21 protein-coding genes, 1 tRNA gene and 2 pseudogenes are annotated in these 20,724 nt (G+C 41.8%); 17 read left to right on the top strand and 7 right to left on the bottom strand.

The features are described from left to right. Nucleotides 1-9: 9 nt before the first annotated feature. The 4 genes from cysW to G8D99_RS10075 form a co-directional block, all read right to left on the bottom strand. Complete coding sequence (gene cysW / locus G8D99_RS10090) at nucleotides 10-903, bottom strand: sulfate ABC transporter permease subunit CysW (RefSeq protein WP_166325293.1); 894 nt, start codon at nucleotides 901-903, stop codon at nucleotides 10-12. Beyond that, on the bottom strand, nucleotides 900-1,733 hold the full coding sequence (gene cysT, locus G8D99_RS10085) for a sulfate ABC transporter permease subunit CysT (RefSeq protein WP_166325290.1): 834 nt from the start codon (nucleotides 1,731-1,733) through the stop codon (nucleotides 900-902). Before cysT ends, cysW begins: the two co-directional genes overlap by 4 nt. Nucleotides 1,734-1,815: 82 nt before the next feature. Beyond that, entirely contained in the window at nucleotides 1,816-2,418 is a 603-nt protein-coding gene (locus G8D99_RS10080) for an RBBP9/YdeN family alpha/beta hydrolase (RefSeq protein ID WP_166325287.1), read from the bottom strand. Nucleotides 2,419-2,459: 41 nt separating this feature from the next. After that, a complete protein-coding gene (locus G8D99_RS10075) occupies nucleotides 2,460-3,464 on the bottom strand; it encodes a sulfate ABC transporter substrate-binding protein (protein ID WP_166325284.1) in 1,005 nt (334 codons plus the stop codon). 159 nt (nucleotides 3,465-3,623) lie between these two features. Between G8D99_RS10075 and pabC the strand changes: the two genes are divergently transcribed. The 4 genes from pabC to G8D99_RS10055 all read left to right on the top strand — a co-directional run bounded on the left by pabC (nucleotide 3,624) and on the right by G8D99_RS10055 (nucleotide 6,769). Further along, a complete protein-coding gene (pabC, locus tag G8D99_RS10070; protein WP_166325281.1) occupies nucleotides 3,624-4,466 on the top strand; it encodes an aminodeoxychorismate lyase in 843 nt (280 codons plus the stop codon). Then, on the top strand, nucleotides 4,438-5,487 hold the full coding sequence (gene mltG / locus G8D99_RS10065) for an endolytic transglycosylase MltG (RefSeq protein WP_166325278.1): 1,050 nt from the start codon (nucleotides 4,438-4,440) through the stop codon (nucleotides 5,485-5,487). The genes pabC and mltG overlap by 29 nt, the downstream gene beginning before the upstream one ends. A 9-nt stretch (nucleotides 5,488-5,496) precedes the next feature. Then, nucleotides 5,497-6,096, top strand: a complete 600-nt coding sequence (gene tmk, locus G8D99_RS10060; RefSeq protein WP_166325275.1) for a dTMP kinase — start codon at nucleotides 5,497-5,499, stop codon at nucleotides 6,094-6,096. 241 nt (nucleotides 6,097-6,337) lie between these two features. After that, on the top strand, nucleotides 6,338-6,769 hold the full coding sequence (locus G8D99_RS10055; protein ID WP_166325272.1) for a PaaI family thioesterase: 432 nt from the start codon (nucleotides 6,338-6,340) through the stop codon (nucleotides 6,767-6,769). A 104-nt stretch (nucleotides 6,770-6,873) separates the two neighbouring features. Here G8D99_RS10055 and nadB read toward each other — a convergent pair whose 3' ends face one another. Continuing rightward, a complete protein-coding gene (nadB, locus tag G8D99_RS10050; protein ID WP_166325269.1) occupies nucleotides 6,874-8,514 on the bottom strand; it encodes an L-aspartate oxidase in 1,641 nt (546 codons plus the stop codon). A gap of 227 nt (nucleotides 8,515-8,741) precedes the next feature. On the opposite strand from nadB, the gene G8D99_RS10045 reads away from it, so the two are divergent. From G8D99_RS10045 to miaE, 11 genes and pseudogenes are all read left to right on the top strand, one after another. Then, nucleotides 8,742-10,130 carry a Do family serine endopeptidase gene (locus G8D99_RS10045; RefSeq protein WP_166325266.1) on the top strand — a complete coding sequence of 463 codons (1,389 nt, stop codon included), beginning with the start codon at nucleotides 8,742-8,744 and terminating at the stop codon, nucleotides 10,128-10,130. Between the two features lie 164 nt (nucleotides 10,131-10,294). Further along, nucleotides 10,295-10,753, top strand: coding sequence for an acyl-CoA thioesterase (locus G8D99_RS10040; RefSeq protein WP_166325263.1), 459 nt, complete (start codon nucleotides 10,295-10,297; stop codon nucleotides 10,751-10,753). Between the two features lie 173 nt (nucleotides 10,754-10,926). Continuing rightward, nucleotides 10,927-12,742: pseudogene (lepA, locus tag G8D99_RS10035) on the top strand (translation elongation factor 4). A 21-nt stretch (nucleotides 12,743-12,763) separates the two neighbouring features. After that, nucleotides 12,764-13,618, top strand: a complete 855-nt coding sequence (gene lepB / locus G8D99_RS10030; RefSeq protein ID WP_166325260.1) for a signal peptidase I — start codon at nucleotides 12,764-12,766, stop codon at nucleotides 13,616-13,618. A 30-nt stretch (nucleotides 13,619-13,648) separates the two neighbouring features. Continuing rightward, nucleotides 13,649-14,023 carry a DUF4845 domain-containing protein gene (locus G8D99_RS10025; protein ID WP_166325257.1) on the top strand — a complete coding sequence of 125 codons (375 nt, stop codon included), beginning with the start codon at nucleotides 13,649-13,651 and terminating at the stop codon, nucleotides 14,021-14,023. Next, nucleotides 13,995-14,694 (top strand): annotated as a pseudogene (rnc, locus tag G8D99_RS10020) (ribonuclease III). Before G8D99_RS10025 ends, rnc begins: the two are co-directional and overlap by 29 nt. Beyond that, nucleotides 14,694-15,722, top strand: a complete 1,029-nt coding sequence (gene era / locus G8D99_RS10015) for a GTPase Era (protein ID WP_166325254.1) — start codon at nucleotides 14,694-14,696, stop codon at nucleotides 15,720-15,722. The pseudogene rnc and the gene era overlap by 1 nt, the downstream one beginning before the upstream one ends. A gap of 37 nt (nucleotides 15,723-15,759) precedes the next feature. Beyond that, complete coding sequence (locus G8D99_RS10010) at nucleotides 15,760-15,954, top strand: NF038104 family lipoprotein (RefSeq protein ID WP_166325251.1); 195 nt, start codon at nucleotides 15,760-15,762, stop codon at nucleotides 15,952-15,954. 20 nt (nucleotides 15,955-15,974) lie between these two features. Further along, nucleotides 15,975-16,688 carry a DNA repair protein RecO gene (gene recO / locus G8D99_RS10005; RefSeq protein WP_166325248.1) on the top strand — a complete coding sequence of 238 codons (714 nt, stop codon included), beginning with the start codon at nucleotides 15,975-15,977 and terminating at the stop codon, nucleotides 16,686-16,688. A 9-nt stretch (nucleotides 16,689-16,697) separates the two neighbouring features. Beyond that, the gene (gene pdxJ, locus G8D99_RS10000) at nucleotides 16,698-17,423 is read left to right on the top strand and encodes a pyridoxine 5'-phosphate synthase (RefSeq protein WP_166325245.1); all 726 of its coding nucleotides are present in this window, start codon (nucleotides 16,698-16,700) and stop codon (nucleotides 17,421-17,423) included. A gap of 13 nt (nucleotides 17,424-17,436) precedes the next feature. Continuing rightward, nucleotides 17,437-18,090, top strand: coding sequence for a tRNA-(ms[2]io[6]A)-hydroxylase (gene miaE, locus G8D99_RS09995; protein ID WP_166325242.1), 654 nt, complete (start codon nucleotides 17,437-17,439; stop codon nucleotides 18,088-18,090). 239 nt (nucleotides 18,091-18,329) lie between these two features. Here miaE and G8D99_RS09990 read toward each other — a convergent pair. Continuing rightward, nucleotides 18,330-18,405 (bottom strand) — tRNA-Asn (locus tag G8D99_RS09990). A 238-nt stretch (nucleotides 18,406-18,643) separates the two neighbouring features. Here G8D99_RS09990 and G8D99_RS09985 point away from each other — a divergent pair. Together G8D99_RS09985 and G8D99_RS09980 are read left to right on the top strand one after the other, a co-directional pair. Beyond that, entirely contained in the window at nucleotides 18,644-19,093 is a 450-nt protein-coding gene (locus G8D99_RS09985) for a hypothetical protein (protein ID WP_166325239.1), read from the top strand. Between the two features lie 295 nt (nucleotides 19,094-19,388). After that, nucleotides 19,389-20,147: an alpha/beta fold hydrolase gene (locus tag G8D99_RS09980; RefSeq protein WP_166325236.1), complete on the top strand. Its 759-nt coding sequence runs from the start codon at nucleotides 19,389-19,391 to the stop codon at nucleotides 20,145-20,147. A 78-nt stretch (nucleotides 20,148-20,225) separates the two neighbouring features. Here the strand turns inward: G8D99_RS09980 and G8D99_RS09975 are convergent, their stop codons facing one another. Next, nucleotides 20,226-20,660, bottom strand: a complete 435-nt coding sequence (locus G8D99_RS09975; protein ID WP_166325233.1) for a PaaI family thioesterase — start codon at nucleotides 20,658-20,660, stop codon at nucleotides 20,226-20,228. Between the last annotated feature and the right edge of the window lie 64 nt (nucleotides 20,661-20,724).

The raw sequence follows: 20,724 nt of genomic DNA, 5'->3' as shown, positions 1-20,724 counted from the left end.
TGTCATTCCTTAAGAAGCGTGTGAATCTTCATTACGTTTATTTAAATTTTCTTGGCGAATTTCAACCCACGATTTTAAAATCAAAGTCACGATTGCAAGTAAGGCCAAGAGTGAAGACACAGCAAATGCAGCACTAAAGGTATATTCGTTATACAAAATTTCGACGTGTAGCGGTAAGGTATTGGTTTCACCACGGATATGACCTGAAACCACAGACACCGCACCAAACTCACCCATGGCACGGGCATTACACAGGATTACGCCGTAGATCAGACCCCATTTAATATTGGGTAAGGTGACTTTCCAAAAGGTTTGCCAACCTGAAGCACCGAGTACAATTGCTGCTTCTTCTTCCTCTGTGCCTTGCGCTTCCATGAGTGGAATCAGTTCACGCGCAACAAAAGGTACGGTAATGAATACGGTGGCAAGTACAATCGCAGGCACGGCATACAGGACTTTAATATCATGATCCATGAGCCAATTGCCCATCCAACCTTGCGTACCGAAAATCAGCACCAACATTAAACCTGCAATTACAGGCGAAACCGAGAAAGGCATATCAATAATTGTGGTGAGAATGGATTTACCACGGAAATTAAATTTTGCTACGCACCAAGCGGCAGCGACGCCGAATACGACATTCATGGGTACAGCGATTACAGCAGTCAGTAGCGTTAGCTTCACCGCAGATAGGGTATCTGGATTGATCAAAGCATTGACATAGACACCCACGCCTTGTTTAAAAGCTTCTACAAATACCAAAACCAAAGGCAGAATCAAGCAACTCATAAAGAAAATCATGGCAATGATAATCAGCGTGTTTTTGACCCAAGTCGGTTCGCGGGTGGCATCGCGAGATTGCAATTTTTTTGCCAAAGCGTTGCTGTTGGTTTGTAAACTCATTGTGCTGTTCTCCCTGTACGACGACTTGCCCATGCTTGTAACAAGTTAATCAGGAATAAAATCGCAAATGAGATCAGTAACATCACCACAGCAATGGTGGTTGCACCGGCATAATCATATTCTTCTAAGCGAGAAATAATCATGAGCGGGGCAATTTCAGTTTTGTAAGGCTGATTCCCTGCAATAAAGATCACTGAACCATATTCACCGACACCGCGTGCAAATGCCAAAGCAAAGCCAGTCAGTAGTGCAGGGAAGAGAATCGGTAGAATAATTTTGGTGACAATTTGGAAACGGTTGGCGCCCAAAGCAGCAGCCGCTTCTTCAAGCTCTGTTTCAAGATCACTTAACACCGGTTGTACGGTACGCACCACAAATGGAATACCAATGAAAATCAACGCTAGGGTAATCCCGATCGGGGTATAAGCCACTTGAATACCAATCGGCTCAAGGTACTGACCAATCCAACCGGTCGGTGCATATAAAGAAGTGAGTGCAATACCGGCTACCGCAGTCGGTAGCGCAAAAGGCAAATCAACCAAAGCATCAATGATGCGTTTACCCGGGAAGCTATAGCGCACTAAGCACCAAGCCAGGAGTAAACCAAAAACCACATTGATGACAGCGGCAATCAATGCAGCACTAAAACTTAACTGCAACGATTTGATAATACGTTCGGAGGTTAGGATTTCCCACAAACCATCCCATCCGATACCAAAAGATTTGATAAATACGGCGGATAAAGGGATCAGCACGATTAAAGATAAATACGCGAGGGTAAAGCCTAGAGAAAGACCAAATCCTGGCAGCACTCGGGATCGCTGCGACATGACGACTCCTCAAAAGAGAGAAAGCTTACTGAAGTCAGTAAGCAAATAATTTGAATATTGCATAAAGCGAAAAACGCTTAATTTAAATGGCGAATCGGTAAAACAACTCACTTTCATCAACAGTGCTGATGTGCTGGTTCTGATTTTCCATCATCATATAATTATAAATTTCAGGAAAAGGACCAAAACCGGATGCGACATTAATATGTCCAACTTGACCTAAGTTATGTGGACGTAAATTCCACGCTTTGGCCAATTGTTTAGCATCCTCAAAGTTTAACCAAGGATCATTTTCACTGATGATCATCACACATGGTACTTTTAATTTAAGTTGATGAAAATAAGCTGAATAGTCATTGCTGCTATCTCGAGCAAAACCTTGCTCACCAAAGCGTGCAGGATTGGCGGGAGCGACCAAGACCATTTGCTTAATTTTCTGAGTCAGCTCAGGATATTCGTTTAATGCAGAGACGGCGGTTAAACAACCAAAACTATGCGCAATCACTTGAATCGGTTCATTGACTTTCGCGACGGTGTTAACAAAGTTTTGCACCCATGTACTGAGTAAAGGAGCATTCCAATCTTGCTGTTGAACGCGGGAGCAAGACATCAACTGACGTTGCAACCAAGACTGCCAATGGTCGTAATCGCTTCCACCTACGCCTGGGACAATAATTGTATGCATGTTGTCTGCTCCCTAATTGATATTTTCAAAACGCATTAAACTTATTTCGAATTGGCTTTCACGATTTGATCGAAGATTCCGCCATTTTCAAAATGGGCTTTCTGCACTTTGCTCCAACCACCGAACTCTTTATCAATGGTCACTAGTTTCAGTGGTTTGAATACATTACTGTACTTGGCCAAAACGCTTGCATTACGTGGACGGTAGAAGTTTTTCGCTGCAACGGTTTGTCCTGCAGGCGAGTACAAATAGTTTAAGTAGGCTTTGGCTAAGTTTTCATTGCCATCTTTTTTGGCATTTTTATCGACAATCGCCACCGGTGGCTCAGCCAAAATTGACAATGATGGGGTGATAATTTCAAATTTACCCGGTTGTTCACGCACCGCTAAATGTGCTTCATTTTCCCAAGCCAATAACACATCACCAATGCCACGTTCAGCAAATGTTGTGGTTGCACCACGTGCGCCTGAATCTAAAACTTTGGTTTGTTTATAAATTTGACGAACAAAGTCTTGTGCCTTGGCATCTGTTCCACCTGCTTGGTGTTTTGACCACGCCCACGCTGCAAGGTAGTTCCAACGCGCACCACCTGAGGTTTTTGGGTTTGGGGTAATGATTTCAACGCCCGGTTTCACCAGATCACCCCAATCCTTGATCGCTTTTGGGTTGCCTTTACGAACCAGGAATACGATAGTTGAGGTATATGGGGTTGAGTTTTGTGGGAATTTCTTTTGCCAATCTTTTGCAAGTAAACCTCGTGCCGCAATTTCATCAATATCCGCAGCCAATGCTAAAGTCACAACGTCGGCATCTAAGCCATCAATCACCGCACGCGCTTGTTTACCTGAACCACCATGTGATTGTTTAAAATTAATGTCTTGACCTGTTTTGGATTTCCAGTAGTTGCGAAATTCCTTATTAAAATTTTCATATAGTTCGCGGGTTGGATCATAAGACACATTTAAAAAGTCCTTTGCTGCGTAGGTAACCGAAGACAAAGAAACAAGTGCGGCCAAAAGACCGATTTTAAGTTTAGATTGACGCATGAATTACCCCAAAGGTATTGTTGTTTGTTAATATGCGTGCAGAATAACGCGACTCTTTATCCATAAAAAATAATAAAAAACGAATTTAATATAAAAATAAGAGATATAGAATCAAGTATTCACCGCCTTAAATCAATCTGTTGTACATAGGGATTTTGAATGCAGTGCTTTAAAAATGCTCAGGAAATTGATTCTATCCATATCTTAGACCGTGCTTTTCATTATGGAGATGGCTGTTTTAGCACCGCGCGGTTGCACCAAAACCAATTTGAATTGGCTGAACTGCATTACGCACGCTTAAAACTTTCCGCTGAACGGTTAATGCTAGATGTGGATTTAAACTTGATTGAAGCCACGTTGCTTCAACTTCGTGCGCAATATTCAGTATTAAATGGCACTTTAAAAATCATCATCAGTCGGGGCGAAGGTCAGCGAGGTTATGCCTTCCCTGACCATGCTGCGGATCTCTATGTCTTATACTACCCGCAGCAAACCCAGAGTTTTCAGATCGAAAGCATAGAGAGTGGTTTGCTTGATCAAGCGATCGGACTATCTATGCCCAATTTGGTGGGCATTAAAAGTTTAAACCGGCTTGAACAGGTCATGTTAAAGCATGAAGCAGTTGAAAAAGGCTGGATCGAAGCTCTAGTCAGCGATGTTCAAGGGGGAATTGTTGAAGGTGTGAGCAGTAATTGCTTTATTCGGATCAATAATCGGTGGATTACCCCTGAACTTCGTTATAATGGCGTACATGGTGTGATGCGTGCTGAAATTTTAGCCCGTATGCAAACGCATGGTGTTGCCTGTGAGCAGCGCTATGTCGATCTGGATGAAATATCCAAAATTCAAAGTTTATTTTTTTGCAATGCCTTAAGTCCGATGAAAGCCGTTGATGTGTTTGATCAGCGACCGCTCGATCTTCAGCCTTGTATTGAGCTATTTAAAACCCTTCAATTGAATCAGATGCACGATTATGTCCAATCCTCAAACAAAGACGAATAACAAAAAAAATAACGCCACTGGAAAACTGAAAGGTATTTTGGTGTTGCTGGTGGGATTAATCTTGGTGGCATTGATGGTGCTGTGGTCGAGCCTATTCAAAGCCTATCCTGTTGAAGGCGATAAGCAAATGATTGCCATTAATCAAGGGGATACTTATTCAGGCTTGATCGATCGCTTGGCCAAGGAAAATAAAGTCAGTTTTCCAATGGTGTTAAAGCTGTATCAAAAGTTTTTTATTCATGACACGCTCAAAGCCGGCGTTTATGAAGCGACACAGGGCATGACGGTACGTGAAGTATTGAGCTTATTGTCCAATGCAGAAAATGCGCAAATGAATCGTATTTTGGTGATTGAAGGCACCACGTTTAAGCAATTGGTTGAGGCATTAAAGAAAGATGATTTGGTTAGCAAAGAAGTGGTCAATCTGCCCTATGATCAAATGTTAAAAGCGCTGAATATTTCGTTTGATCATCCTGAAGGTTTGTTTGCACCGGACACTTATTTCTTTGCCAAAGGTGAAAGCGATAAAAAAATTCTGACCGACTTGTATCAGCGTCAAATGAAAGCTTTAGATACCGCTTGGGAAAAACGTGCCACAGATTTGCCTTATCAAAATAAATATGAAGCGTTGATCATGGCATCGATTATTGAAAAAGAAACCAGTGTGGACAGCGAGCTTGAGCAAGTATCAGGGGTATTTGTGCGCCGTTTAAAAATGGGTATGCGTTTACAAACAGATCCTACTGTTATTTATGGTATGGGGGATCGTTATCAAGGCAACATCACCCGTCAGGATTTACGCACACCAACGCCGTATAACACGTATACCATTAATGGTTTACCACCCACCCCAATTGCTTTACCAAGTCAGAAAGCGATTGAGGCAGCGATGCATCCGGACGCAAGTAATAACATTTACTTTGTGGCAACAGGTAATGGTGGACATACCTTTACTTCTAATCTGCAAGATCACAATCGCGCAGTTCAAGATTATCTTTCAGTCATTCGTTCATCAAACTAAGGGGTGAGCATGTTTATCAGTTTTGAAGGCACGGAGGGTGTGGGCAAAACCACGCTGATTCGTAAATTCTATGAACATTTTCAAGCATTGGGTAAAGACGTTGTATTGACCCGTGAACCGGGTGGAACACCATTGGCGGAGCAAATCCGTTCGATTTTATTGGCGGTGAATCATGAAGAAAGCATGAGCCATGATACCGAACTCTTGATGATGTACGCAGCACGGGCTCAGCATTTGACTCAAGTAATTTTACCTGCATTGGCTGAAGGAAAAGTAGTGCTGTGTGATCGTTTTGCAGATTCGAGTTTTGCCTATCAGTGCGCAGGTCGAGGTTTAAGTAAAACCAAGCTTAAACTGCTTAATGAAAACTTTGTGGAGAAAATGCCGGATATCACTTTTTGGCTCGATGCACCGATTGAAGTGGGGATGGAGCGTGCGCGTGAGCGTGGTGCACTTGATCGTTTTGAGCAAGAAAAAATCACTTTCTTTGAAAAAGTGCGTTCTGGTTTTGCTGAAATTCATTTGCAAGAGCCAGATCGTATGAAGCGTTTAGATGCCACACAAACCTCCGAGCAAGTGTTTGAAGAAGCGATGTCTTATATGCTTTAAATAGTAATCTTATTGCTCGCAGAAATCCAAAGCCTAGTGGTCACAAGATCGTTAGGCTCTTTTTATGATTAGATTTTCTCTTAATATGACAATACAGATCGATTCACCAAATCCTGTGTGATCTGATGTTGAGCATGATTTGAAAGCTGAACTCTTCTTTTGAACGCTTGAGTTAATGCATCGAAGGGATGAAGTCACTATATTGATGCTCAGGGATAATAAAAAACAGGGAAACGCATTGATGCAACAGAACACCTCCAAAACAAGTAAACAAGAGATTATTCAATTTTTACAGCGTGAATTTCCACAAAGTTTAATCAAATGTGAAATTGAATCGGTGGTCGACAAAGGCGCAACCGTCATTTATCACGTAGATGATTTAGATCTACGACCCGGCGGGACAGTGTCAGGACCGACCATGATGACCGTAGCAGATTATGGACTTTATATTGCGATTCTTGGCGAGATTGGTATTGTCGGATTAAGCGTGACCACTAGTATGAATATTAATTTTTTACGTAAACCGTCGGGTGGTAAGGATATTCGTGGCGTGTGTAAATTGATGAAAGTGGGCAGGGCGTTAATTGTTGGAGAGGTCTATTTATATTCGGTTGATTCGGATGACCCGATTGCGCATGTGACGGGTACCTATTCGATACCGCCGAAACGATAAGGTCTTTTTGTCAATAAGTTACTTTCCAATACGACATTATCAACAGCATTGTAATCATAAAAAAGAGCGCCTTGACGCTCTTTTGATTCTTTTAGTTTGAAGCTTTAGGCTTCATTCACTAAAGGTGTTCTGACTTGAAAATTCGGCGGGGTCAGTACGGTTTTTCTGAGTTCATTGGAAAGTTCAGGATAATCTAAAGTGTAATGTAAACCCCGAGATTCTTTACGTTGCATGGCACAGCGAACAATCATTTCAGACACCAACACCAAATTGCGCAGTTCAATCAAATTCTTACTGACATGGTAGCCTTGATAATATTCATTAATTTCTTTTTTGAGCATTTCAATGCGATGCAACGCACGTTCTAAACGTTTGGTGGTACGCACAATACCAACATAATTCCACATGGTCTGACGCAACTCATCCCAGTTTTGTAAAATCACCACATCTTCATCGGGGTTCTCAACCTGAGTGGCATCCCATGCAGGGATATGGGGATATTCAATGGGGTCATTGAATTGCTGTTGTATATGCTCAGCGGCACGCATGCCATAGACAAAACATTCGAGTAAAGAATTACTCGCCATACGATTGGCACCGTGTAGACCTGTGTATGAAGTTTCTCCAATCGCATATAAACCCATGATATCGGTTTGGCTGTTGTCATCGACCACCACACCGCCACAGGTGTAATGTGCAGCAGGTACTACAGGAATCATTTCGCGGGTAATATCAATGCCAAGTTCAAGCAAACGCGCATATAAAGTAGGGAAATGGTCTCTCACAAAGTCAGGGGACTTATGGGTGATATCAAGCCAGACATGTCGTATGCCGAGGCGCTTGATTTCATAGTCAATGGCACGTGCCACAATATCCCGTGGGGCAAGTTCAGCACGTTCATCGAATCGGAGCATAAACCGCTCACCATCGGGTAGGCGTAAATAAGCGCCTTCACCGCGCATTGCTTCTGTAATTAAAAAAGATCGTGCTTGAGGGTGATATAAACACGTCGGATGGAATTGGTTGAATTCCATATTGGCGACACGGCAACCTGCACGATACGCCATCGCAATCCCATCACCGGTCGCGATATCCGGATTTGAAGTATAGAGATAGGCTTTCATGGCTCCGCCACAGGCCAATGCAGTGAATGGGGCCAAAAAGGTATGAACTTTTTCGGTTCGTTCATCCAGCGCATATAGACCTAAGGCACGATTGTCTTGATCTGTATGCCCGAGTTTATGCAGCGTGATTAAATCAATGGCTATGAAATGTTCAAAAATTTGAATGTTCTTTTTTTCTTGGATGCGTTCAACCAAGGTGGTGGAAATGGCTTTGCCTGTGGCATCCGCCGCATGGATAATGCGGCGCTGAGAATGCCCGCCTTCACGGGTTAAATGCAGTTGTTCATGTTCGTCAAGGGTAAATTTCACCCCTTGATTGAGCAGGAAATCAACCGATGCTTTGCCGCCTTCTACAGTATGTTGTACTGCTTGGTGTTCACACAGATGTGCGCCTGCGATGAGTGTGTCATCCATATGTTGTTGAATCGAATCTGCTTGATCTAAAACCGCCGCCACACCGCCTTGTGCATAATAGGTACTTGCATCGGTCAAATGCGATTTTGCCAATACGGCGATCTTTAAATGCTCAGGTAAAGACAGCGCTAGGCTTAATCCTGCGCCCCCACTACCGACAATAATGACATCAAAGTCATGACGGCTACTTAAATCAGACATGTCCATTCGCTAATGATTAAAATAAGTTTGCTTATCACACGCCTTTTTGCACAAAAAAACAAGGGTCAATCCGGTCAAAAAATAACGAAAATGTGCAATAAGAAATCATTTAAGAAAAAATTAAGTAAAGCGTTGTTTTTTAAAAATTTAGAAACATTTATTTACGTAAATATATACTTTATTATGCTAAAACAGTGTTATCTAGAAAATCAAAAAACGTGAGTAAGTGTTTTATGAAACATCGCTTTGTTCAAAAAGGAATGTACGCCGTTGCTTTTACCATGGCAGCACAGGCTCAGGCAGCAAGTCCGGTTGATTTTTCGAATTTAGTAGAACAGGTGAGTCCTGCGGTCGTGAGTGTCAATGTCGTCAAGAAAATGACACAGGAAGAACTGTTACAACAACAAGTTCCTGAAATTCTAAAGCGTTTCTTTGGTAATCAAATCATTATTCCACAGCAAAAAGCACCGCAAGAAAAAACCGCTTACGGCAGTGCTTTTTTTATCAGTAAAGATGGCTATCTACTCACCAATCACCATGTGATAGAAGATGCTTCTGAAGTCACCATTATGCTGAATGATCGCCGTGAAATCGATGCGAAAGTGGTGGGAAGTGATGCGCGAACTGACGTGGCACTGCTGAAAGTGGAAGGCAATAATTTCCCTGCACTGAGCACAGGCAATATTGACCAACTCAAAGTCGGTCAGCCCGTGCTAGCGATTGGTTCGCCTTTCGGCTTTGACTATTCAGCCTCAGCGGGTATTGTCAGCGCCAAATCACGAAATATGATGGGTGAAACTTCGGTGCCGTTTATTCAAACCGATGTGGCATTGAACCCAGGGAACTCAGGAGGTCCTTTGTTTAATCAACAGGGGCAAGTGGTCGGCGTAAACTCACGGATCTTTAGTGGTACCGGTGGCTATATGGGCTTGTCATTCTCGATTCCAATTGATGTAGCAATGGATATTGCAGATCAGTTGAAAAAGAACGGTAAAGTGACCCGTTCATATTTGGGTGTGATGCTGCAAGATATCGACCGTAATTTGGCTGAAGCCTATAAATTGCCAAAACCGGAAGGCTCATTGATCACCCAAGTTGCGCCGAACTCTCCAGCAGCCAAAGCCGGTTTTAGAGCGGGCGATGTGATTCTGAAATATAACGGCACACCGATTTCAAGAACGGGTGATTTACTGAATTACCTGAATCGGACTTTGCCGAATCAAAGCATTCAGCTTGAAGTGTTACGTGATGACAAAGCCAAAGTGATTTCTGCGACTTTAACCTCAGCACCGGATGACACACCGGCAAAGGCAACAGGTGCGTCTGCGACCAAAGCCCAGAAAGGACCTGTTTTAGGGGTATCGATTCGTGCCTTAAGTGCCAATGAAGTGCAGCAATTGGGCGTCAAAGGTGGAATCTATGTGCAAGATGTGGTGCGTGGAGGATTGGCATCGCAGTCACGTATTTTACCGGGAGATGTGATTACTCAGATCAATAACACAGCAGTCCTCAATCCAAATGATTTTGTGGAAGCCGTGTCAGAGTTAAAACAAAATACCGTGGCGCGCGTGGCCATTGTGCGTCAGGGACAAAATGCCATTATTGGATTGCGAATCAAATAAGCATCAATTTAAGCCACTCGATCTGAGTGGCTTTTTTAATACAGCGCTGAGCAATGTATTTTGAATACTATTTATCGACTGTGAATGCCTTTCAAATATTAGATTTCATTCATCTACTTTGATAGATTGTCGGTATTCAACATTTCACATAAAAAAGGGGTTCTGTGAACAGTATTTTCGATTTAAAGTTAAGTGTAAAAGCAGAACATATTGATGCTTTAGGGCATGTCAATAACGTGGTTTATGTCAGTTGGATGCAAGACGTGGCTTTGGCACATATTGCGCATATTGGTTTAGGTATCGATCAGTATTTGGAAATGAAACATGCCATGGTCGCCGTTGAGCATCAAGTGCAATACCGTAAAGCCTGTTTAGAAGGGGATGAATTGATTTTAAGAACTTGGTTCAGTGACATTAATGCCATGTACTCATTTCGACACTGTGTGTTCTACCGACCATCGGATCAAAGCATCGTTTTTACTGCGATGACCAAATGGGCGTGTGTGGAAATTGCCACAGGTCGACCAAAGCGTTTATCGCCGACTTTTATTCAAGCCTATCAACCGATTGCGGAAGATCTGAACGCCTTAGATTTTAGTCAACATTATGATGTTGCGCTTTAACTGCTTAACTTGCTCATCGCTTGATTAAAGTTTTCTATATTTCATCAGCACTTGATGATTATTATGAATACTTTAAAAAATCCATCTGTTATAATCGTGCGCAATTTGTTAAACAGCTTTTGCTATGTAGTCTGCTTTTCATACATAGCGCAATTTATTGTTCAAGGTAACCCATGGCGCAAGCTAAAAAATCCGTAGATATCAAAAACATACGTAACTTTTCCATTATCGCTCATATCGACCATGGTAAGTCAACTCTAGCCGACCGCTTTATTCAAACCTGTGGTGGATTACAAGATCGCGAAATGCAAGCGCAAGTTCTTGACTCCATGGATATTGAGCGTGAGCGTGGGATTACCATTAAAGCAGCTTCAGTGACGCTTTATTACACCCATCCAAATGGCCAAGAATACCAACTGAACTTCATTGATACCCCAGGGCACGTGGACTTCTCGTATGAAGTGTCTCGTTCATTGGCGGCATGTGAAGGTGCGCTTCTAGTGGTCGATGCGGCACAGGGTGTTGAAGCACAGTCAGTTGCCAACTGTTATACCGCGATTGAGCAAGGTCTTGAAGTTCTTCCAGTACTGAATAAAATTGATTTACCGCAAGCTGAACCTGAACGTGTGATTCAAGAAATTGAAGACATTATTGGGGTAGAAGCGACAGATGCACCGACCTGTTCTGCGAAAACCGGTTTAGGTGTTGAGGGTGTACTTGAGCGTTTGGTTGATGTGATTCCGCCACCAGTCGGTGACCGTGATGCTGCACTTCAAGCCTTAATTGTGGACTCATGGTTCGATAACTATTTAGGTGTTGTGTCATTAGTTCGTGTGAAACAAGGTCGTATCCGTAAGGGCGACAAAATGTTGGTGAAATCAACAGGTCAAACACACATCGTCACCTCTGTGGGTATCTTTAACCCGAAACACACCGAAACAGGTGAGTTACAAGCAGGTGAAGTAGGCTTTGTGATTGCAGGGATTAAAGACATTTTTGGTGCGCCAGTGGGTGATACCATTACCTTGTCAACCACACCTGATGTTGAAGTTTTACCGGGCTTTAAAAAGGTGAAGCCACAGGTTTATGCAGGTTTGTTCCCAATCGATTCAAGCGATTTTGAACCGTTCCGTGATGCCTTACAAAAATTGCAAATTAATGACTCGGCACTGTTCTTCGAACCTGAAAGTTCAGATGCCTTAGGTTTTGGTTTCCGTTGTGGCTTCTTAGGTATGCTACACATGGAAATCGTACAAGAGCGTTTAGAGCGTGAGTACGATCTTGACCTTTTCTTCTGCACCGACGGTCATTTATGAAGCCGTGATGAAGAATGGTGAGACGGTTTACATCGACAGCCCATCAAAAATGCCAGATGGTTCAACCGTAGAAGACCTACGTGAACCAATTGCTGAATGTAATATTTTGGTACCACAAGAATACTTGGGTAATGTCATGACTTTATGTGTTGAGCGTCGTGGTATCCAAAAAGACATGAAGTTTATGGCGAACCAAGTGGCGATCACGTTTGAAATTCCAATGGCAGAAGTGGTGATGGACTTCTTCGACCGTTTGAAATCATGTTCACGTGGTTTTGCATCACTGGATTATAACTTTGTCCGTTTTGAATCTTCTTCATTGGTGAAAGTCGATGTCTTGATCAATGGCGATAAAGTGGATGCTTTGGCGATGATCTGTCACCGTCAGGATGCACGTCATCGTGGTATTGCTCTTGTGGAAAAAATGAAAGATTTGATTCCACGTCAAATGTTCGATGTTGCGATTCAAGCGGCGATTGGCGCGCAAATCATTGCTCGTTCAACCGTAAAAGCAATGCGTAAAAACGTTTTGGCGAAATGTTATGGTGGTGACGTGTCGCGTAAGAAGAAACTGTTGTCGAAACAGAAAGAAGGTAAGAAACGCATGAAGCAAGTGGGTAGTGTTGAAATCCCACAAGAAGCGTTCTTGGCTGTGTTGAAAGTAGAAAGATAATAAAATAGAGGATATAGACCCATGGATTTTGATTTTAATTTAATCCTCGTACCTGTCACGCTGATCTTTTATGGTCTGTGGTTGCTTGATAAATTTGTGCTAAAGCAACGGGAAACCAAAGGTAAGGGGAATGAAAATTTCATTATCACATGGGCCTATGACTTCTGGCCTGTACTGGCTGTAGTGTTGGTGTTGCGTTCATTCTTTTTTGAACCGTATAACATCCCATCGGACTCTATGGTACCTACACTCGAAACAGGTGATTATATCTTGGTTAACAAATACCAATATGGTGTGCGTTTGCCGATTACCAACACCAAAGTGTTGAATATCAATGAACCTGAACGTGGTGATGTGGCGGTTTTCCGTTATCCACCACAACCTACGATTAGCTATATTAAGCGTATTGTCGGGTTGCCGGGTGATCATATTGTTTACGAAAATGGTAAACTGAACATCAATGGTCAAGACATCCCCTTTGAAGCGACCCAATTCAGTCGTGAAAAAGATGTGTTAGATACACCACAATCGATTTACCATTATGAAACACTCGGTGCGCATAAACATTTGGTGCGTAATTTGGAAGGTCAAAATACGTTGATTGCGCAGTTTAATTATGCGCAAGAGAAGAAAGATTTACCGTTTGTAGCAACCGCCAATGATCGTTTTGTGAAATCTAATGGTCAAAGTTGGGAAGTCAATGTACCGAAAGGTTATTACTTCGCGATGGGCGATAACCGTGATCAGAGTGCTGACAGTCGTTTTTGGGGATTTGTTCCCGAAGCGAATTTAACGGGTCAGGCGGTTTATGTATGGATGCATAAAGAGCCGGGTCTAAAACTGCCATCCTTTGCGCGTAACGGTAAAATTCAATAATTAAAACGTTTTATATTACGGAAAATAAAAATGCGTAACGCTCAAACAGGTGCTTCGTATATTTCGATTTTATTAGGGGTGGTGGCTTTTGCTTTTATGGTGAAAATCATTTTAGCAATTTGGCCATCATATTGGGATGATCGTGTGATCAACAGTCAAATTGAAGATCTTTTGAAAAAAAGTCCTTCAACGATCACATCGTCACAGTTTTCGTCTCAGATGAATCAAAGTCTGAACATGAACAATATCAGAGATTTAAATTTTGATGATATTGCCCGTGTTTCAACGGAAAAGGGTTTAGAAGTGACTAAATGCTATGAAGTAAGAAAACCTTTCTTGCTGAATATCGATTTAGTCTTAACATTCGAGAAAAGTTTTGATCAAAGGTCAGTTCAAAGTAAGTGATCCACGCTTACTCAGTCGTATCGGTTATCAGTTTAAAAAACTTGAGCTTTTGCAGCTTGCGCCTGACGCATCGATCGGTGAGTCATAAACATAACTATGAGCGTCTAGAATTTCTAGGCGATTCATTGTTAGGGATGATCATTGCCAATTACCTCTATGAAACTTATCCCAACGAAAATGAAGGTCGTTTAACGCGTATGCGTGCGACTTTGGTTCGTCAGGAAGCATTGGGTAAAATTGCAACAGATTTGAAACTGAGTCAGAGTTTAATACTCAGTATGGGTGAGTTGAAATCGGGTGGTCATCATCGTGAATCGATTTTAGCCGATACCGTTGAAGCGATTATTGGTGCGATTTATACCGACTGTCACGATTTAAATGTACTTCAGGCCATTGTGTTAAAATGGTACGAACCGTATTTAGATCATATTGAACCGACGGATCAACTCAAAGACCCGAAATCACGTTTACAGGAATATCTGCAAGCCCGTAAAAAACCTCTCCCGGTTTACGAAGTGGTGGATATTCAAGGTGATGCTCCAAATCAACATTTCAAAGTAGAATGCTTGGTTGAAGGCTTGCCTGTTAAATATGGTGAGGGTTCAAGCCGTCGCTTTGCTGAACAAACAGTTGCGGCAGATATTTTAAAAATTTTGGAGCAAAAGTCTTAATGACTACTCATTCCGATCACATCGATGCTGATCACGAATCGACTAACAATCCTGATGACTTAATCAATAACTTTTTTAGTTCGCAAGGAACCGAAATTCCTGCGGACTTTAAAAGTGGTTTTGTTGCTATTGTTGGTCGACCTAATGTTGGTAAATCAACATTAATGAACCACATTCTTGGGCAAAAACTATCGATTACTTCACGTAAGCCTCAAACCACACGACATAAAATTGTCGGGATTGATTCACGTGAAAAATCTCAAGCAGTGTTTGTCGATACTCCAGGGATGCATAAGAAAGAAGTCCGTGCCATCAATAAAATGATGAACCGTGCAGCACACTCAGCTTTACGTGATGTAAACTTGGTGTTGTTTGTGGTTGATGCAGAAAAGTGGACACCAAACGACGACCTCGTGTTGGAAAAACTGAAAAATGCAGACATGCCTGTGATTCTAGTGATCAATAAAATTGATACCTTAGAAAACAAAAACAAAGCATTGCCATTGATTTTAGAACGTCAAAAATTAATGAATTTCGCTGAAATCGTACCTGTGTCTGCACTGCGTGGTGCAAACCTAGATCACCTGCGTGATACGATTGAAAGCTACTTGCCGTTCCAGCCACCGCTATATTCTTTAGATCAATTGACCGACCGTTCAGAGCGTTTCTTGGCGTCTGAAGTGATTCGTGAAAAAATCATGCGTCAATTGGGTGAAGAGCTTCCTTACGACTTAACCGTTCAAATTGAATCTTTTAAAATTGAAGATGCTGTTTTGAATGAAAAAACCGGTCGTATGAAGCCTGCATGTACCTATATCGATGCGACCATCTTTGTCGATCGTCAAGGTCAAAAAGCCATTGTGATTGGTGAAAAAGGTGCCAAACTCAAGAAGATTGGTATGGATGCGCGTGCGGACATGGAAAAAATGTTCGAACAGAAAATTATGCTGACGCTTTGGGTGAAAGTGAAAGGTGGATGGTCTGACGACGAACGTGCACTGAAAAGTTTAGGATATAGTGATATTTAATTGGATTTAAATCTCACGTTTTAATGGAAGAACCGTAATGATCAAAGTGTTGGCTGTGTTGACTTGTGTATTCATGTTGCAAGGGTGTATTCATAAAATCGTTACGGTTCCCGTTAAGGTGGCCTATAAAACCACCAAAGGTGTGGTCAAAGGCACTGCTGCTGTTGTGGGTGCGGTCATTCCCGATGGGGATGATGAAGAAGAGAACAAGAAAAAAGACAAAGATGATTAAACAAATGCAGTCATCCTGCGATGCGTAATGAAATCTTACACGGTTATTTAATTCACCACCGTAAATACCGTGAGCGCAGTCATATTGTGCATTTATTTACTGAGGAATACGGCCGAATGGACGGTATTCTCAGACAGATGCCTCCTCCCCAATATCAACCGATTACCTTGCAAGCCACAGGTAAGTCGGAACTGAAAAATTTCACCCAATTAGAAATACTCAATCATCCGATTTTCTTTTATGGCGATGCCTTTTTTTCCGGCTTCTATCTGAACGAAATTGTCCTTCGCTTGTGTCCGCTTGAAGAACCGATGTCTGAAACCTTTCAGCAATATCATCAAACTTTGGGTCATTTGCAACACTTGGCTGAGCAAACAGATCCGAATGCATTCTTAAAACAAATCTTGCGTCAGTTTGAGCATGTTTTATTGCAAGAACTTGGCTATGCCCTCGATTTCGCTGTCGATTCGACTCAACAGCCGATCCTTGCTGATCATCGCTATCAATTTCAACTCAATGAAGGCTTTATTCCGGTTGTACATCAGTCCAATGCCACACTGTCAGGACAGCAGATTTTAAGTATGCTGGACTATGAAAAGGGTATGGAATTCAGTGCTGAACAGTTACAATTATTGGGTAAACTTTATCGACAAATGATTGCCTCTTTGTTGGGAGATCGTCCCTTAAAAAGTCGTCAATTGTGGATTCAAAATTTTCAAACACAATCGAATTAGGAAAATGTTATGGCTGCATTGCTTGGTGTAAACATTGATCATGTTGCAACGCTTCGACAAGCACGTGGAACGGTATATCCCGATCCTGTAAAAGCCGCATTGATATGTGAGCAAGCAGGTGCAGAAGGGATTACCTTGCATTTACGTGAAGACCGTCGTCATATTCAAGATGATGATGTACGTCGTATGCGTCCTGTGTTAAAAACGCATATGAATCTTGAGCTTGCAGTCACAGATGAAATGGTGGCCTTTGCCAAAGAGATTCAACCCCATCATGTCTGTTTTGTACCTGAAAAGCGTCAAGAAGTGACCACTGAAGGCGGCTTAGATGTGATTGGGCATTTTGAAGATGTGAAAAAAGCCACACAAGAACTATCTGCCATTGGTTGCGACGTATCTTTATTTATTGATGCGGATTTTGCACAAATTGATGCGGCGGTTGCATGTGGTGCGCCGACTATTGAATTGCATACGGGTGCCTATGCCGATGCTGAAACAGCAGAAGCTCAAGCGCATGAGCTTGAGCGTATTGTGAAAGGCGCTGAATATGCTGCGTCAAAAGGCTTGGTGGTCAATGCAGGTCATGGTCTTAACCTAGAGAATGTTGCGCCGATTGCTAAAATTCCTCAAATTCATGAATTGAATATTGGACATTCAATTATCGCTGAAAGTGTCTTTGTCGGCTTGGAGCAAGCGGTTAAAGATATGAAAACTGCGATTCAAAATGCAGGTTAATTGAAGTTAAACGATGTCAAAAATTAATTATGAAGAACTCATGCAACCTGTAATCGGGTTCTTGGGATGTGAAACACCGCAAGCGTGGTTGGACGAAGCTGTCAACAACCTTGATATATTGATGCAAGATCATGCCAACTGTGAAAAGAAAGCAGCCAGTACGGCGATGAACTTAATGTTCCGTTATAGCTTCTTTTCGGATCTACAAGTGCGTTTGGCGCAGTTGGTGCGTGAAGAAATGCTGCATTATGAACAAGTGCTTGAACTGATGGCAAAACGTGGTCAAGAGTGGATGTCCATCAGCGCAGGGCGTTATGCAGGTGGTTTGCGCAAAGAAGTGCGCACCTATGAGCCTGAAGCGTTGATTGATATTTTGGTGATTGGGGCATTCGTTGAAGCACGCTCATGTGAGCGCTTCTATGCGCTTGCACCGCTGGTAGATGAAGAGTTGGGTAAATACTACCGCTACTTGCTTAAGTCTGAATCACGCCATTATGAAGATTATTTGGCATTGGCGGTGGATGTGGCAAAAACGCATAAATTGAAAAATCCTGAAGAGGATATTCAAATGCGGATTGATCACATTCGTGAAGTGGAAAAAAATCTAATTTTAACGCCAGATGAATTATTCCGTTTCCATAGTGGTGTGCCTGCAAAGGCGGCTTAATCACTAAGCAAGCAAATGAACCCCTTAAAGTCTTGAACTTTGAGGGGTTTATTTTTTGATTGGTTAAAAAAGCAAAATAAGAAAAGTAAATATTTTGCATTGAAGTGTCTTAAGGTCTGAATAATTCAGTGCAAGCATTGCATTAAAAAATAAGACTAAACTTTGGCTCAAGACTTTTATTTTTTGAATCAACTGAAATAAAAAAAGCCCACTTCGTAATGAGTGGGCTTTTTGGTATTTGGCTCTCCAACCTGGGCTCGAACCAGGGACCTGCGGATTAACAGTCCGTCGCTCTACCGACTGAGCTATTGGAGAATCTGAGTGCGATTATAAGGAGATTTTAGCAAGGGTCAAGCTAAAAGTGTGATAAAACGTTCATTTTGCTATTGTATGGTCTATATTTAAGCAAATAAGTAGAATTAAAAGAAATGACTTGCACACCCATCATTCACTTGCTAGATTGAACCGCATAAATAACGTTTGGGTATCAGCTCAAACTGTGTGGATTTAAACCAACTTGCCAGCACTAAATGGCTAAATACGGAGAAAGCGAATGTATACGCTGACGATTGCTCAAATCTTTTCTAATCTTTCTTTTTATCAAGACCACTACCTGAATATTCTCGAATGTCCTGAACAATATTACACGCAGGTGGAAGGCGCGTTTATTCATGTTTGGCCATTTAAAAAGCAAAGCTTGTATTTAGGTGATTTATTACAGTTGTGGTTTGCTGAAAAGTGGAAAGTCCAACCCTTACTAGATTTTAAGATCGAAGAATATTTGGCGGCTGTTGATGTTCAATATTTTCAAAATTCAAACGTCTATGTTTATGCAATTCAAGGCAATGCATTGAATGGTGCAAATAAGAGTCATGTATGGTCGTTAGAGGATCAACGGAGTCATATAGTGAATCTGAATCTGACTTTAAAGAGTTATTGTGAATTTGTTGCTTGCCAACGCCCACGCTTAGTTCAGTCTAACTACGATGCCATTGCCTCTTAAGCACAGCTTAATTTGATTTTTAGTGGATTATTTCAAGTTAACTAATCGATAAAAATTAAAGAGCGGTAAAAGCTGCTTATGTTGATCAGCCCATTTTATAGAACGAAGCAATAAGACCAAGTAAAAAAAATGAATATTGAACTTCAGTTCAAATAAGCCAAGTGACAAGATTTTGGTTTTTCTCTAGGATGACTGGAGAGTGCTTGAAGCAGATCGATTGTGCGTCGTACAGTCAGGAATCTTCTCCAATGCTCATGGACCTATGCAAATACAACTCGATATACAGGATGTATATTTGTCTCATCCACAGGGTGAGCTTTACACCAAATATTGGTATAACGCTGCAAGTGAATTCGCTCCCTTAATTTTATTTCACGAGTCCCTAGGGAGTGTGCAACAGTGGAAACAATTTCCTGAACAACTGGCATATGCAACAGGGCGTTCTATCATCGCTTATGATCGTATTGGTTTTGGACAGTCGACAGGTCAAACAGGCTTAGTTCAACCTGATTTTGTTCGATTGGAAGCTCGTCAAACTTTGCCGATTTTGCGTCAATATTTCAATATGCAGCAATTTGTGGTGTTTGGACATAGCATTGGGGGTGGCTATGCAGCAGGTTGTGCACTCGAATATCCTGAAGATTGTCATGCTTTAATCATCGAGTCAATCTTGGCACATGCAGATGAACATATGCGTGCGGGCATACGTCAAGCTCAAGTGGCATTTCAGAATCCGAAGTGGATGCAACGACTTGCCTTATATCATGCTGATAAAGCTGAATCTGTACTGAATGCATGGATTAACTCATGGCTTTCACCACGCTTTGAACACTGGTCAATTGAACATGAAATTGCACAATTAAGCTGTCCAACCATGATTATCCATCCTGAAAATGACGAATATGGTCGTGTTGATCAAGCCGAACGAATTGTGAAAGCTTTAAAAGCAAAGAATGAATTACATTTGATTGCCCAGTGCGGGCATGTGCCTCATCATGAATATCCTGAATTGATCGTAAATAAAATGGCAGCATTCCTTGAACATATTGCATGATCAAAAAAGTGAATTTTCAAAAAATATTGAATCGTATCGATACACGATTCAATAGCGTATCAGGGCTAATATATGCAATTAAGGATGAATAATCATACAGGTGGCTGTGGCATGCGCATACAGTTTGCCATTTTCATCAATAATCTGACCTTCAGAAATCGCCAAATTCTTACTGGTATTAATCACCTTACCAATTGCGGTTAAGGCTTTATTTTTTGGAATAGGGCGACACATTTTAATATTCAAATCAATGGTACCATAGCCCACGCCTGCTTCTAATACAGTATGAATCGCACAGCCGGTAACCGTATCTAATACCGTCGCAGCAAAACCACCATGCACACCGCCTAATGGATTCAGATGTCGATCATCTGCCTGCACCTCAAAGGTGATCTGTCCACTCTCAATTTTAGTGGGTTTCATTGGAATGGTTTGGCTAATGCTCGCGGGAGGAATATGACCTGCAGCCATGGCTTGTAAGAGTTGTAATCCAGTCATTTCTTTTGGGTTCATAGTGATACCTTTTATTTTGTGCATAGTTTATTTGGGCTGTTAAGCACTTTATTTAATAAGTTCC

It is taken from the genome of Acinetobacter lanii (assembly GCF_011578285.1).
GTDB classification, from domain to species: domain Bacteria; phylum Pseudomonadota; class Gammaproteobacteria; order Pseudomonadales; family Moraxellaceae; genus Acinetobacter; species Acinetobacter lanii.
This window is presented reverse-complemented; position numbering and strand designations above follow the sequence as displayed.

Bases quoted from the DNA above. Each gene is read 5' to 3' on its own strand.
- cysW (WP_166325293.1), bottom strand. From the start codon at position 903: ATGAGTTTACAAACCAACAGCAACGCTTTGGCAAAAAAATTGCAATCT.
- cysT (WP_166325290.1), bottom strand. From the start codon at position 1,733: ATGTCGCAGCGATCCCGAGTGCTGCCAGGATTTGGTCTTTCTCTAGGC.
- G8D99_RS10080 (WP_166325287.1), bottom strand. From the start codon at position 2,418: ATGCATACAATTATTGTCCCAGGCGTAGGTGGAAGCGATTACGACCAT.
- G8D99_RS10075 (WP_166325284.1), bottom strand. From the start codon at position 3,464: ATGCGTCAATCTAAACTTAAAATCGGTCTTTTGGCCGCACTTGTTTCT.
- pabC (WP_166325281.1), top strand. From the start codon at position 3,624: ATGCAGTGCTTTAAAAATGCTCAGGAAATTGATTCTATCCATATCTTA.
- mltG (WP_166325278.1), top strand. From the start codon at position 4,438: ATGTCCAATCCTCAAACAAAGACGAATAACAAAAAAAATAACGCCACT.
- tmk (WP_166325275.1), top strand. From the start codon at position 5,497: ATGTTTATCAGTTTTGAAGGCACGGAGGGTGTGGGCAAAACCACGCTG.
- G8D99_RS10055 (WP_166325272.1), top strand. From the start codon at position 6,338: ATGCAACAGAACACCTCCAAAACAAGTAAACAAGAGATTATTCAATTT.
- nadB (WP_166325269.1), bottom strand. From the start codon at position 8,514: ATGGACATGTCTGATTTAAGTAGCCGTCATGACTTTGATGTCATTATT.
- G8D99_RS10045 (WP_166325266.1), top strand. From the start codon at position 8,742: ATGAAACATCGCTTTGTTCAAAAAGGAATGTACGCCGTTGCTTTTACC.
- lepB (WP_166325260.1), top strand. From the start codon at position 12,764: ATGGATTTTGATTTTAATTTAATCCTCGTACCTGTCACGCTGATCTTT.
- G8D99_RS10025 (WP_166325257.1), top strand. From the start codon at position 13,649: ATGCGTAACGCTCAAACAGGTGCTTCGTATATTTCGATTTTATTAGGG.
- era (WP_166325254.1), top strand. From the start codon at position 14,694: ATGACTACTCATTCCGATCACATCGATGCTGATCACGAATCGACTAAC.
- G8D99_RS10010 (WP_166325251.1), top strand. From the start codon at position 15,760: ATGATCAAAGTGTTGGCTGTGTTGACTTGTGTATTCATGTTGCAAGGG.
- recO (WP_166325248.1), top strand. From the start codon at position 15,975: ATGCGTAATGAAATCTTACACGGTTATTTAATTCACCACCGTAAATAC.
- pdxJ (WP_166325245.1), top strand. From the start codon at position 16,698: ATGGCTGCATTGCTTGGTGTAAACATTGATCATGTTGCAACGCTTCGA.
- miaE (WP_166325242.1), top strand. From the start codon at position 17,437: ATGTCAAAAATTAATTATGAAGAACTCATGCAACCTGTAATCGGGTTC.
- G8D99_RS09985 (WP_166325239.1), top strand. From the start codon at position 18,644: ATGTATACGCTGACGATTGCTCAAATCTTTTCTAATCTTTCTTTTTAT.
- G8D99_RS09975 (WP_166325233.1), bottom strand. From the start codon at position 20,660: ATGAACCCAAAAGAAATGACTGGATTACAACTCTTACAAGCCATGGCT.